Annotated in this window: 10 protein-coding genes; 3 read left to right on the top strand and 7 right to left on the bottom strand. The window is 58.7% G+C overall.

All coding sequences use genetic code 11. The features are described from left to right. Window positions 1-115: 115 nt before the first annotated feature. The gene (locus JKV55_RS01485; RefSeq protein WP_202081970.1) at window positions 116-1159 is read left to right on the top strand and encodes a GMP reductase; all 1044 of its coding nucleotides are present in this window, start codon (window positions 116-118) and stop codon (window positions 1157-1159) included. Window positions 1160-1210: 51 nt separating this feature from the next. Here the strand turns inward: JKV55_RS01485 and efp are convergent, their stop codons facing one another. Next, window positions 1211-1777, bottom strand: a complete 567-nt coding sequence (gene efp / locus JKV55_RS01480) for an elongation factor P (protein WP_202081969.1) — start codon at window positions 1775-1777, stop codon at window positions 1211-1213. A gap of 42 nt (window positions 1778-1819) precedes the next feature. Between efp and epmB the strand changes: the two genes are divergently transcribed. Together epmB and JKV55_RS01470 are read left to right on the top strand one after the other, a co-directional pair. Beyond that, the gene (gene epmB, locus JKV55_RS01475; RefSeq protein ID WP_202081968.1) at window positions 1820-2839 is read left to right on the top strand and encodes an EF-P beta-lysylation protein EpmB; all 1020 of its coding nucleotides are present in this window, start codon (window positions 1820-1822) and stop codon (window positions 2837-2839) included. 9 nt (window positions 2840-2848) lie between these two features. Continuing rightward, window positions 2849-3157: a hypothetical protein gene (locus tag JKV55_RS01470; protein WP_202081967.1), complete on the top strand. Its 309-nt coding sequence runs from the start codon at window positions 2849-2851 to the stop codon at window positions 3155-3157. 23 nt (window positions 3158-3180) lie between these two features. On the opposite strand, the gene JKV55_RS01465 is transcribed toward JKV55_RS01470, so the two are convergent. The 6 genes from JKV55_RS01465 to groL all read right to left on the bottom strand — a co-directional run bounded on the left by JKV55_RS01465 (window position 3181) and on the right by groL (window position 13139). Beyond that, window positions 3181-5112 (bottom strand): EAL domain-containing protein, encoded by a 1932-nt coding sequence (locus JKV55_RS01465; RefSeq protein ID WP_369409608.1) that lies wholly within the window; start codon window positions 5110-5112, stop codon window positions 3181-3183. Beyond that, a complete protein-coding gene (locus JKV55_RS01460) occupies window positions 5109-5606 on the bottom strand; it encodes a putative pterin-binding protein (protein WP_202081966.1) in 498 nt (165 codons plus the stop codon). Before JKV55_RS01460 ends, JKV55_RS01465 begins: the two co-directional genes overlap by 4 nt. A gap of 342 nt (window positions 5607-5948) precedes the next feature. After that, window positions 5949-7625, bottom strand: coding sequence for a group II intron reverse transcriptase/maturase (gene ltrA, locus JKV55_RS01455; RefSeq protein ID WP_202081965.1), 1677 nt, complete (start codon window positions 7623-7625; stop codon window positions 5949-5951). Between the two features lie 1149 nt (window positions 7626-8774). Beyond that, window positions 8775-10451 carry a group II intron reverse transcriptase/maturase gene (ltrA, locus tag JKV55_RS01450; protein ID WP_202081964.1) on the bottom strand — a complete coding sequence of 559 codons (1677 nt, stop codon included), beginning with the start codon at window positions 10449-10451 and terminating at the stop codon, window positions 8775-8777. A 663-nt stretch (window positions 10452-11114) separates the two neighbouring features. Continuing rightward, a complete protein-coding gene (locus JKV55_RS20185) occupies window positions 11115-11201 on the bottom strand; it encodes a hypothetical protein (protein ID WP_369409609.1) in 87 nt (28 codons plus the stop codon). A 300-nt stretch (window positions 11202-11501) separates the two neighbouring features. Further along, entirely contained in the window at window positions 11502-13139 is a 1638-nt protein-coding gene (gene groL, locus JKV55_RS01440) for a chaperonin GroEL (RefSeq protein WP_202081962.1), read from the bottom strand. Between the last annotated feature and the right edge of the window lie 4 nt (window positions 13140-13143).

The following is a 13143-nucleotide window of genomic DNA, read 5'->3' as shown; positions in this document are numbered from 1 at the left end:
TTGAACAATGAGTCAGGATGGTTGCAAAAAAAAATAACCCGAACTAGAATGCTGAAAACCGGGGGCCTAAAAAACCCCCGGTTTTTTTGTGCCTGTCACTTATCGAGGTTACACCATGCGTATCGAAGAAGACTTGAAACTGGGCTTTAGGGATGTGCTGTTTCGCCCCAAGCGCTCCACCCTCAACAGCCGTTCCCAGGTTGAACTGAACCGGGAATTCACCTTTAAGCATTCAGGTCGGCGCTGGTCCGGGGTGCCGGTCATCGCCGCCAACATGGACACCGTCGGCACCTTCGCCATGGCCCGGGCCCTGGCCCGCCACGAGATACTGACGGCGGTGCACAAACATTACTCGGTAGCCGAGTGGCAGGCCTTCGTGCAGGGCGAACAGGCCGAAACGCTGCGGCATGTGGTCGTCTCCAGCGGCACCTCCGACAGGGATTTCGAGAAGCTGCAGCAGATCCTGGCCCTGTCCGGCGAGCTCGGCTTTATCTGTATCGACGTGGCCAACGGCTACAGCGAGCACTTCACCTCCTTCGTCAGCCGGGTACGCAGCCAGTGCCCGGGCCACACCATCATCGCCGGCAACGTGGTCACCGGTGAAATGGTGGAGGAGCTGATCCTCTCCGGCGCCGACATCGTCAAGGTGGGCATAGGGCCGGGCTCGGTGTGCACCACCCGGGTCAAGACCGGGGTCGGCTATCCCCAGTTGTCGGCCATCATCGAGTGCGCCGACGCCGCCCACGGCCTGGGCGGCCAGATCATCGGCGACGGCGGCTGCACCTGCCCGGGCGACGTGGCCAAGGCCTTCGGCGGCGGCGCCGACTTCGTGATGCTGGGCGGCATGCTGGCGGCTCACGAGGAATGCGGCGGCGAGATCATCGAGCGGGACGGCAAGGCCTTTATGACGTTCTACGGCATGAGCTCTTCCAGCGCCATGGATAAACACGCCGGCGGCGTGGCCAAGTACCGGGCCGCCGAGGGCAAGACGGTGGCGCTGCCCTACCGCGGGCCGGTGGAAGAAACGGTGCAGGACATCCTCGGTGGCGTGCGCTCCACCTGTACCTATGTGGGCGCCCAGCGGCTGAAGGAGCTGACCAAGCGCACCACCTTTATCCGGGTACGGGAGCAGGAAAACAACGTGTACGGCAAGGAATAAATAAAAACGGCGCCTTTCGGCGCCGTTTTTACGTCGGGGAGCAATAACGGCTTACTTCACCCGGGACACGTACTCGCCGGAGCGGGTGTCGACCTTCAACACTTCACCGATCTGGATAAACAGCGGTACCCGTACCACGGCGCCGGTGCTCAGGGTGGCGGGCTTGCCGCCGGTGCCGGCGGTATCGCCCTTCAGGCCCGGATCGGTTTCAATCACTTCCAGCTCCACGAAGTTGGGCGGGGTCACGGAAATGGGCGCCCCGTTCCACAGGGTCAGGATGCAGACGTCCTGCTCTTTCAGCCACAGTTTGGCATCACCCACGGCTTTGTCATCGGCAGCCAGCTGCTCGAAGGTGTCGTTGTTCATGAAATGGTAGAACTCGCCGTCGTTGTACAGGTAGGCCAGTTCCATGTCCATGACGTCGGCGGCTTCCACGGAATCACCGGACTTGAAGGTCTTCTCCAGTACCTTGCCGTTCAGCAGGCGGCGGATCTTGACGCGGTTGAAGGCCTGGCCTTTACCGGGCTTGACGAATTCGTTTTCGATAATGGCGCAAGGTTCCCCGTCCAGCATAATCTTTAGGCCGGAGCGGAATTCGTTGGTACTATAAGAGGCCATTTTACCCTCGTGAATTTGACAGAGTTGCAGAAAATGCCGGCAATGATACCCCTAAACGGGGGCGATTTACATATTAACTGGCAAAAAGAACTTGCCCAGGCCTTTACCTCTCCCGAGCAACTGCTGGACTACCTGCATATCGACCCGACCCCCTGGCAACAAGGGTTCCAGGCCCGCCGGCTGTTTCCGATGCGGGTGCCCCGCCCCTTCGCCGACAAGATGCGCCCGGGCGATCCCGCCGATCCTTTGCTGCGCCAGGTGTTACCCCTGAGCGAGGAATTCGAGCAGGTCTCCGGATACGTGGCAGATCCCTTGCAGGAACACGACAGTGCCTTGCCCGGGCTGCTGCACAAATATCGCTCCCGGGTGCTGCTGGTGCTGCGCGGCGGCTGTGCGATCAATTGCCGCTACTGCTTTCGCCGCCATTTTCCCTATGCCGACAATGCGCCGGGGCGGGAAGGCTGGCAGGAGGCACTGGCCTATATCGCCGCCGATCCCGACATCAACGAGGTGATCCTGTCCGGCGGCGATCCGCTGATGGCCAAGGATGAACAGCTGAGCGCCCTGTTCGACCGCCTGGAGGCGATACCGCATCTCAAGCGGTTGCGCATCCACACCCGCTTGCCGGTGGTGATCCCGGCCCGGCTGACGGACGTCCTGCAACAGCGGCTGAGCCGGAGCCGGCTGCAGGCGGTGATGGTGCTGCATATCAACCACGCCAACGAGCTCGACGCCATGCTGAGCGAACGGCTCAACCAGTGGCGCCAGGCCGGTATTACCCTGCTCAACCAGAGCGTACTGCTGGCGGGGGTCAACGACGATGCCGATCGCCTGTGCCAGCTGTCGGAGCGGCTGTTCGAGGCAGGCGTGCTGCCCTATTACCTGCACCAGCTCGACCAGGTCCAGGGCGCCGCCCACTTTGCCGTCGGCGACGAACAGGCCAGGGCCCTGCTGGCCCAGCTGCTGATCCGGCTGCCCGGCTTTCTGGTGCCCCGGCTGGTACGCGAAATCGGCGGCGAACTGAGTAAAACTCCCATAGACCTTGGACTTGAACCCTGTTGAGGAACAGACATGCACGATTCCGTCACCGCAAAATTGCATGACACCCTGAAAGAGCTGTATCACCAAGCCATCGATGCCGATAAAAAGCTGACCGAGTTGCGTGGTCGCGGCCAGGCCAAGTTCAGCGCCGTATTACGCGAAGACAGCCAGTTCATCGCTCACGCCGATCACTTTATGCCTTATGTGGCCGAACTGGCGGAAGAGCTGGAGCTGCTGGACATGGCAGCCGATGAGGAATACCAGGATTTGTTGGCACGGATGGTACATAAAATCCGGCTGCTGGCCGAAACCATGAACCAGTTTATGCGTCTGCCCTAGCCCTACGGCCACGCCGCCGGTCGTCATCGACGGCGGCTTTTCAACCAGTCGGACATCTCCACCGCCGCCAGGGGGCTACAGATATGGTCGCCCTGCACCAGCATCTCCTCCGCCATGCCGCGGATCACCTCCAGCTCGCCCCGATGATCGACGCCGCTGCAGATCAGGGGGCGCTGCAGCAGCTGCCCCAGCGTAAACAGGGCCTCCAGCTGACGACGAGGCTCCCCGGGCCGCTCGATGCCGTTGCAGAAGGTGGCATCCAGCTTGAGCCAGCTGAGCGGCATGCGGGGCAGGTAGCCCCAGGCCGAACAGCCACTGCCAAAATCGGCCAGGGCCATAGGTATGCCGGCGGCCTGGATGCCGTCCATGATCGTCAGCGCCTCATAGGCATCCCGCATCACCGTATTTTCGTTCAGATCCAGGACCAGGCTGTCGGCATGCAGCCCATATTCCCGCAACACCGGCAGGAGCCGATGTTCCAGGCCGGGACGAAACAGCGCAGGCGGCACATTCAGGCTGATGAACAGCGGCCGGCCGGCCAGCCCCTGCCAGCCCTGCAGGTGGCGGCAGGCGGTGTTCAGCAGCCACAGAAAGACCCGCTCCGACAGCTGGAACTGCTCGCTCACCCGCAGCAGCTCGGCCGGCGATATCATGCCCAGACCGGGGTGGTGCCAGTACAGCAAGACCTGCAGCCCATGGCAATCGCCCCCCCGCAGGTCCACCATGGGCTGGAAGTGCAGGCTCAGGCTATCGCTGTCCAGGGCCGCCGGCAGATCCCTGGCCAAGGTCTGCCGGCGTGATATTTCTTTCAGCAGGGAAGGGTCGAAGATCACATAGGGCAAGCGATCCCGCTTGCACAGCTCCAGTGCCAATTCGCCCCTGGCCAGCAACTCGACCAGATTGTCCGCATCCGCCGGATAGAGCACCACTCCGATCATCGGCGTCATATAAAAGTCGTGGGCGGCAATGGCCTCTTTTGTCCTCAGGGCCTGGCGAAAACGCGACAGCTGGGCCCGGACCTCCTCCAGCTCGACCACCCCTTTGGCGACCACCACCACCCCTTCCCGGCCAAACTGGGCGATGAACTCATGGGGTTGCAGGCTTTGCTGCAGACGCCGGCTGAACGCCTGCAGCAGACGGTCGGCCACTTCAAAACCAAAACGATGGTGGTGCTGGGTGAAATCCTCCAGCTCCAGCACGGTCACACTGAAGGGCATGCCCTGTTCAATCATCGGAACCATTCGCCGCTGCAGGGCAAAACGGTTGGGCAGGCCGGTCAGGGGATCGTGCAGTTGCAGGGTTCGGTAGCGCCATAATTCCCGCAGCAGCAATAGCAGCAGCAGGCCGGCGGTAATAAAAAGCCCGACGATCTGGATATAGAGCCGCTGCCCCAGGTGCCGGTAGGCGTCATCGTATTCCGCATAAAAGCGGACATTGCCGTGCATGGTGGCGGTGACGGTACGCGACAGCGGCTCCAGGTAAGGACTCAGCTCCGCCAGTATCTCCCGATAGGTGACCGAACCGGGTGCCAGCACCTGCACCCGCGGCTCCAGCTCCCTGACCCGGGCTTCTATCTGCTGGATCAACAACCACAGATCGGGCCGCTCGCTGAGGGTATCCTTGAGCTGACTGCTGAGCAGGATGGGAGTCCGGCTCCAGAGGATATCGTAACGCAACAGCAGTTCATCGTGACGAATGGCATCCGCATGCAGCAAACGCACCGCATCCAGAAAGCGCCCCATCTCCAGCTGCAGCTGCATCAGGGACCAGGGCACCTCATAGGTCCGCTGTTCCAGCAGGGTATTGTGCTGGCGGATACTGACCAGGGTATGGGTAGCTCCGGTGCCGAAAATGACCATGCACAACAGCAGTATCCCGGCAACAGCCGCCTTGAACGGCTGCACACTGCCGTATTGGGAGCCGGAGCCGTCGGTGGGGGGTAAAGCAACCTTCACTTAGGCTCCGTATGAACCCTTACATGCCTGAGCTGCCAGGCCATGAAATGCAGGAAGTCAGCCTGCTGCAACTCGGGAACCTGATCAAAGGGCAGCATCAACCAGAGGGGGCCTTTGTCACGACGGCTCATGACCCGGCCATCTTCCTGCCAGGCCAGAATGGGGTGGAAGGGCTCCACCTTCTGCCAGTCGACGGCGACGCTGAAGCCGTTGAGCGCCTCCAGATACAGGGTTTTAATCCTGGTGTGACCGAACAGGGCATCCAGTATCGCCACCAGTTCGGGCCCCCGGTAGTGGCGAGGCTCCTGCACCCAGGGATGGGTCGTGGTGATGTCGGCCTGGGGCAGGGCCTGCAACTCGCTCAGGGTATAATCCAGTTGTTCATAATGCCTTCCGTCGAGCTGGATATTGCCGGCGATGGTGAGCACCACCGGCTCCGCCGCCTTGCCCAGCAACGGCCACAACAGCATCAGTACCAAGCCTATGAGTTTCATTACCGCTCCTCCTTAAGCCCAGAGAAACTGGCCACAATCCTATTATCGCCAGACAATCCCGCTCTCCCATCCAGAAAGGACTCAAAAAGAACTTAAGATGTTAAAAAAACATAATACCTAAATCACGCCACCAATCCGAAGTTTAATTTGGTTATACCGACAAGAAACCACTATCGCCACCAGAAGCCCACAACAAAACCGGGCCACTGGGGCCCGGTTGCTATCGATGACAGGGAGTCATTCGCATGTCGGGTAGCAGCAGTGCATTGCTGCACCGCCGCCCCCTAAGAACCGTACGTGCGAGTTTCCCCGCATACGGCTCAAGCCTTTATAAGCCCCTGTTCAGACAGGGGCCAGCGACTTGTCACCTTTGCCATGATGCAGTTGCATATGACAGTTGATATGCAGCATCACCAGGTTCCCGATGTTATCCCCGCCGCCGTCTGTCTTCCGGATAAGATGGTGGATATCCCAGTCATCCTTATCTTGGAACAGCTGATTGCAGACGAGACATCGGTGGTGTTGGCGCTCCCAAATCCTGCGTACCTTGTCGAGCACAAACTTGTTCTCCTTCCAGCGCTTTACCAGCCGCTGTTCGAAGTACAGCTCGAAGTCGCGATCATAGGGATTGGCCTCCGCCTTGATCTTGATGTGCCGCTTGATCGGAATGTCTTTGCTTTGGAGCAGCCGTACCGGCCTGCCCTCGGCATCAACACTCTGGAACACCCAGCGCTCACCACCCACCGTGTGAAAATACCTGCCTATCACCCAGCGTTTGTAGCGGTTCTTGTGCCTGCGACGGCACCAGCGCCAGAGTAATTTCCAGACTCTGTAGTCCACATAGCCGAAGGTTTCCTTGGCGACCACATGGCGGTGATAGTTGGCCCAACCCCTAAGTACCGGATTGAGCTGACGTATCAGGTTGCCCTGTTCGGCCGTCAGGTTGCCTCTGACGATGTGTCTGATCTTCTGAAGATGGGCGCGCAGGCTTTTCTTGCTCGGCTTGATCAGCATCTTGCCGTGATACTTGCGCACATTCTGCCCCAGAAAATCGAACCCGTCCGTGATGTGCGAGATCACCGTTTTTTCCTGTGACAGCGTTAACCCCCGCTCCGCCATAAAGGCTTCGACCAGAGGCTTGACCTCACTTTCCAGCAGCTCTTGCGAGATACCGGTGATCACAAAGTCATCCGCGTAACGCACATAGTTGACCTTGGTCTTGTAACTGGCCTTGGTGTTCTTCTTCCCGAATCGGGATTCGAGCACCGCCTCCAGTCCATCCAGCGCCATGTTGGCCAACACCGGCGAGATAATCCCCCCTTGCGGGGTTCCTGCCTCGGTCGGATACAGACGGTTGGACTCCATAAAGCCCGCTTTCAGCCATTTTCCGAGTACCTGTTTATCCAACGGTATGTTGGCAAGTAACCAGTCATGACTGATGTTGTCGAAGCAACCCTTGATGTCTCCTTCCAGCACCCACTGCGCGGAATGGCCACGACTGAGATTGACGAACAATTGCTCAATCGCGTCCGCCGTCGAGCGCATCGGTCGAAAGCCATAGCTGTTGCGGTCGGCCGTTGTTTCCGATACCGGCTCCAGAGCCAGCAGATACAGCGCCTGCATGGCCCGGTCCAGCATGGTCGGTATTCCCAGCGGCCGGCGTTTGCCATTCGCTTTGGGAATATAGATTCGACGCAGCGGTTTCGGACGATACCCAGTCCTCACCAACCGGCCGATGGCCTTCCACTTCGCCTCGGGCGTACTCCACAACTCGCCATCAACACCGGGCGTTTTCTTGCCCCGGTTTTCGGTGACTCGTCTGACCGCCAATGCCTTGGCCGCAAACGAGTGAGTCAGCATCCGTTGCAAGGCGTTCACCCTGCGCCAGCGCTTCTCTTTTGTCGCCTTCGCGATTCGAGCCTGTAGCCCCCTCACCTGTCTGTGCATGACATACCAATCGATGGTGTGCCAGCTGTCAGCCGGGTGGGAGAATGCAGGTACCTTGATTGCCGTACTCATCTTGCTATTCTCCTCAGTGCTTTGTTTATGAAAGCCCCGAGCGAGAAACAGATGGATCAATCCCTTGCGGGAGTGAAATCTGCTCCCGCAAGGGTTCAGACGAAGTCGGCTCTCGGCCGCTTCGCCACCTTTCATGTCACTGTGGGCGCTTTACACGCCTGCACACGATTAAAGACCTGTCGGACGTGGGCTCCCGTTTCCGGTGGAGGAACCTTTAACCCCCTATCCGTTCCATTACAGAACGGCCTTCGCTTTTTCCGACTTCCCAAACCCGCACTTCCAACAGCGTCGATTGCTCTTCGCCTGCCCCAGGTCGCTAGACCGGGGCGAAAATACGGGGTTTCCGAGTTCCGTGCCGATGACACGAGTCACTTAGGTCCTGCCAATACACCGAAGGCTTGATGGCAACGTATCCCCAGATGTAAGAGGGATAGCCAGCCTTGTACCTTTTGGTCAGAGCGCGTCAGTAGCTTGCGCTCATTGCGGCTGACGGTGCTTGTTAGCAGTTCACGTATGTTGACCATATGACCCAGCCTAGCCTCTCCTCCACCTGCTACTGGCGAAATCTCCGGCACACCTCGCGATGCAGACCGAACCCTTGCGGGGAGTACATTGTCAGGAAGCTTCGCACCCCACCGTTACCAGTGACGCACTATCCCTAGGCTACTGTTGGTTGCACAACAGGTTCCGCTCACCACACCGGCCAAGTTACTTTTGACCGAGTATCGCGTGGAACAATCATCGAACACAGCTTCACACCGGCAGGTGCTTAGCTTTTGATAGACACGGATATTCCCGTTACCTCGCAACCTCAAATTTCGAGACTGCTTCAACGTGTATCATTCGCGCAATGCGGGGATACAGGCTCATCACCCATACCTGAACTTCGGAACTCCATACGGAGTACCGATATTCGGGCCTGGAACAAGCCCGAATATCGGGTTTTCTCAAATGCTATTTTCTGCTGGAAATGGCAGTGATTATTAACTATAAGTTAGTAACCACTTCGGGTGTAACCCAGCCAGGCTAGCTACCTGCGCGACTCTCGTCGCATGTCGGGTAGCAGCAGTGCATTACTGCACCGCCGCCCCCTAAGAACCGTACGTGCGAGTTTCCCCGCATACGGCTCAAGCCTTTATAAGCCCCTGTTCAGACAGGGGCCAGCGACTTGTCACCTTTGCCATGATGCAGTTGCATATGGCAATTGATGTGCAGCATCACCAGGTTCCCGATCTCACTTCCGCCGCCGTCCGTTCGCCGAATGACATGGTGAAGATCCCAGTCATCCTTATCCTGGAACAGCTGATTGCAGACGAGACATCGGTGGTTTTGGCGCTCCCAAATCCTGCGAACCTTGTCGAGCACAAACTTGTTCTCCTTCCAGCGCTTGACCAGCCGCTGTTCGAAGTACAGCTCGAAGTCGCGATCATAGGGATTGGCCTCCGCCTTGATCTTGATGTGCCGCTTGATCGGAATGTCTTTGCTTTGGAACAGCCGTACCGGCCTGCCCTCGGCATCAACACTCTGGAACACCCAGCGCTCACCACCCACCGTGTGAAAATACCTGCCTATCACCCAGCGTTTGTAGCGGTTCTTGTGCCTGCGACGGCACCAGCGCCAGAGTAATTTCCAGACTCTGTAGTCCACATAGCCGAAGGTTTCCTTGGCGACCACATGGCGGTGATAGTTGGCCCAACCCCTAAGTACCGGATTGAGCTGACGTATCAGGTTGCCCTGTTCGGCCGTCAGGTTGCCTCTGACGATGTGTCTGATCTTCTGAAGATGGGCGCGCAGGCTTTTCTTGCTCGGCTTGATCAGCATCTTGCCGTGATACTTGCGCACATTCTGCCCCAGAAAATCGAACCCGTCCGCGATATGCGTGATCACCGTTTTTTCCGGTGACAGCGTTAACCCCCGCTCCGCCATAAAGGCTTCGACCAGAGGCTTAACCTCGCTTTCCAGCAGCTCTTGCGAGATACCGGTGATCACGAAGTCGTCCGCATAGCGCACATAGTTGACCTTGGTCTTGTAACTGGCCTTGGTGTTCTTCTTCCCGAATCGGGATTCGAGCACCGCCTCCAGTCCATCCAGCGCCATGTTGGCCAACACCGGTGAGATGATCCCCCCTTGCGGGGTTCCTGCCTCGGTCGGATACAGACGGTTGGACTCCATAAAACCCGCTTTCAGCCATTTCCCGAGTACCTGTTTATCCAACGGTATGTTGGCAAGTAACCAGTCATGGCTGATGTTGTCGAAGCAGCCCTTGATGTCTCCTTCCAGCACCCACTGCGCGGAATTGCCACGACTGAGATTGACGAACAATTGCTCAATCGCGTCCGCCGTCGAACGCATCGGTCGGAAACCATAGCTATTGCGGTCGGCCGTCGTTTCCGACACCGGCTCCAGGGCCAGCAGATAGAGTGCCTGCATGGCCCGGTCCAGCATGGTCGGTATTCCCAGCGGCCGGCGTTTGCCATTCGCTTTGGGAATATAGATTCGACGCAGCGGCCGCGGACGATACCCTGTCCGAACCAACCGGCCGATGGCCTTCCACTTTGCCGCGGGCGTACTCCACAACTCGCCATCAACACCGGGTGTTTTCTTGCCCCGGTTTTCGGTGACTCGTCTGACCGCCAATGCCTTGGCCGCAAACGAGTGAGTCAGCATCCGTTGCAGGGCTTTCACCTTGCGCCAGCACTGCTCTTTTGTCGCCTTCGCGATTCGTACCTGTAGCCCCCTCACCTGTCTGTGCATGGCATACCAGTCGATGGTGTGCCAGCCGTCAGCCGGGTGGGAAAATGCAGGTACATGAACTTCAGTACTCATCTTGCTATTCTCCTCAGTGCTTTGTTTATGAAAGCCCCGAGCGAGAAACAGATGGATCAATCCCTTGCGGGAGTGAAATCTGCTCCCGCAAGGGTTCAGGCGAAGTCGGTTCTCGGCCGCTTCGCCACCTTTCATGTCACTGTGGGCGCTTTACACGCCTGCACACGATTAAAGACCTGTCGGACGTGGGCTCCCGTTTCCGGTGGAGGAACCTTTAACCCCCTATCCGTCCCATTACAGAACGGCCTTCGCTTTTTCCGACTTCCCAAACCCGCACTTCCAACAGCGTCGATTGCTCTTCGCCTGCCCCAGGTCGCTAGACCGGAGCGAAAATACGGGGTTTCCGAGTTCCGTGCCGATGACACGAGTCACTTAGGTCCTGCCAATACACCGAAGGCTTGATGGCAACGTATCCCCAGATGTAAGAGGGATAGCCAGCCTTGTACCTTTTGGTCAGAGCGCGTCAGTAGCTTGCGCTCATTGCGGCTGACGGTGCTTGTTAGCAGTTCACGTATGTTGACCATATGACCCAGCCTAGCCTCTCATCCGCCTGCTACTGGCGAAATCTCCGGCACATCTCGCGATGCAGACCGGACCCTTGCGGGGAGTACATTGTCAGGAAGCTTTGCACCCCACCGTTACCGGTGACGCACTATCCCTAGGCTACTGTTGGTTGCACAACAGGTTCCGCTCGGAAAGACAGTGACGGCTACACCCGTCTCTTTCTACCGTGGAACCATCATCAGACACAGCTTTGCACCGGTAGGCGCTTAGCTTTTGATAGACACGACTATTCCCGTTACCTCGCCGCCTCAAACTTCGAGACTGCTTCAACGTGTATCATTCGCGCAATGCGGGGATACAGGCTCATCACCCATACCTGACTTCGGACTCCTTACGGAGTACCGACATTCGGGCATGGAACACGCCCGAATGTCGGGATTTCTCAAATGCTATTTCGGCGGGAGAAAGGGACACACCAACTCGACAAGTTAGTGCATCCTTACGCTGTAGCCCGCTCGGCTAGCTACCTACGCGACTCTCGTCGCACTACATCATGCCACCCATGCCACCCATGCCGCCCATGTCCGGCATGGCCGGAGCGGCGTCTTTCGGCAGTTCGGTGACCATGGCTTCGGTGGTGATCATCAGACCGGCCACGGAGGCGGCGAACTGCAGGGCGGAGCGGGTCACCTTGGTCGGATCCAGGATACCCATTTCCAGCATGTCGCCGTAGGTGTCGTTACCGGCGTTGTAACCATAGTTACCTTCGCTGGCCTTGACCTTGGACACCACCACGGAGGCTTCCTCACCGGCGTTGGAAACGATCTGACGCAGCGGGGCTTCCATGGCGCGCAAGGCAACCTTGATACCCACGTTCTGGTCTTCGTTGTCACCGGTCAGGCCGGCCAGTTTGGCGGCCACGCGCACCAGGGCCACACCGCCGCCGGGCACCACGCCTTCTTCCACCGCGGCACGGGTAGCGTGCAGGGCGTCGTCGACACGGGCTTTCTTCTCTTTCATTTCCATTTCGGTGGCGGCACCCACCTTGATGACGGCAACACCGCCGGCCAGCTTGGCCACGCGCTCTTGCAGTTTCTCTTTGTCATAATCGGAAGAAGAGTCTTCGATCTGCTGACGGATTTGTGCCACACGGGCGTTGATGGCCTCGACTTCACCCACCCCATCGATAATGGTGGTGTTGTCTTTGGTGATCACGATGCGCTTGGCACGGCCCAGATCTTCCAGGGTGGCCTTTTCCAGCTCCAGACCCACTTCCTCGGAGATGACGGTGCCGCCGGTCAGGATGGCGATGTCCTGCAGCATGGCCTTGCGGCGGTCGCCGAAGCCCGGTGCCTTGACGCCGGCCACTTTCACGATGCCGCGCATGTTGTTGACCACCAGGGTGGCCAGGGCTTCGCCTTCCACGTCCTCGGCCACGATCAGCAGCGGCTTGGATTGCTTGGCCACGCCTTCCAGCACCGGCAGCAGTTCGCGGATGTTGGAGATTTTCTTGTCGACCAGCAGGATGAAGGGGTCGTCCAGTTCGACGGTACCGGTTTCCTGCTTGTTGATGAAGTAGGGAGACAGGTAGCCGCGGTCGAACTGCATGCCTTCCACCACGTCCAGCTCGTCCTGCAGGCCCTGGCCTTCTTCCACTGTGATGACGCCGTCGGTGCCCACTTTTTCCATGGCTTCGGCAATCAGCGCGCCCACGGTTTCATCGGAGTTGGCGGAAATGGTTCCCACCTGGGCGATGGCAGTGGTGTCTTTACAGGGTACGGACAGGCCTTTCAGCTCTTCTACCGCCTTGATCACGGCCTTGTCGATGCCGCGCTTCAGATCCATCGGGTTCATGCCCGCGGCCACGGACTTCAGGCCTTCGTTGACGATGGACTGGGCCAGCACGGTGGCGGTGGTGGTGCCGTCACCGGCTTCGTCGTTGGCCTTGGAGGCCACTTCTTTCACCATCTGGGCGCCCATGTTTTCGAACTTGTCTTCCAGCTCGATTTCCTTGGCAACGGACACGCCGTCCTTGGTGATGGTGGGGGCACCGAAGGACTTGTCCAGCACCACGTTGCGGCCTTTCGGGCCCAGGGTCACCTTGACCGCGTCGGCCAGGATGTTCACGCCTTTCAGCATTTTTACGCGGGCGTCATTACCGAATTTTACGTCTTTAGCAGCCATTGTT

It is taken from the genome of Zobellella iuensis (genome assembly GCF_016746085.1).
Taxonomy (GTDB): Bacteria; Pseudomonadota; Gammaproteobacteria; order Enterobacterales; family Aeromonadaceae; genus Oceanimonas; species Oceanimonas iuensis.
Note: the sequence above shows the minus strand (reverse complement) of the source record. Positions and strands in the feature narration are given on the sequence as shown.

Bases quoted from the DNA above. Each gene is read 5' to 3' on its own strand.
- ltrA (WP_202081964.1), bottom strand. From the start codon at position 10,451: ATGAGTACTGAAGTTCATGTACCTGCATTTTCCCACCCGGCTGACGGC.
- JKV55_RS01460 (WP_202081966.1), bottom strand. From the start codon at position 5,606: ATGAAACTCATAGGCTTGGTACTGATGCTGTTGTGGCCGTTGCTGGGC.
- epmB (WP_202081968.1), top strand. From the start codon at position 1,820: ATGATACCCCTAAACGGGGGCGATTTACATATTAACTGGCAAAAAGAA.
- efp (WP_202081969.1), bottom strand. From the start codon at position 1,777: ATGGCCTCTTATAGTACCAACGAATTCCGCTCCGGCCTAAAGATTATG.
- ltrA (WP_202081965.1), bottom strand. From the start codon at position 7,625: ATGAGTACGGCAATCAAGGTACCTGCATTCTCCCACCCGGCTGACAGC.
- JKV55_RS01485 (WP_202081970.1), top strand. From the start codon at position 116: ATGCGTATCGAAGAAGACTTGAAACTGGGCTTTAGGGATGTGCTGTTT.
- JKV55_RS01470 (WP_202081967.1), top strand. From the start codon at position 2,849: ATGCACGATTCCGTCACCGCAAAATTGCATGACACCCTGAAAGAGCTG.
- groL (WP_202081962.1), bottom strand. From the start codon at position 13,139: ATGGCTGCTAAAGACGTAAAATTCGGTAATGACGCCCGCGTAAAAATG.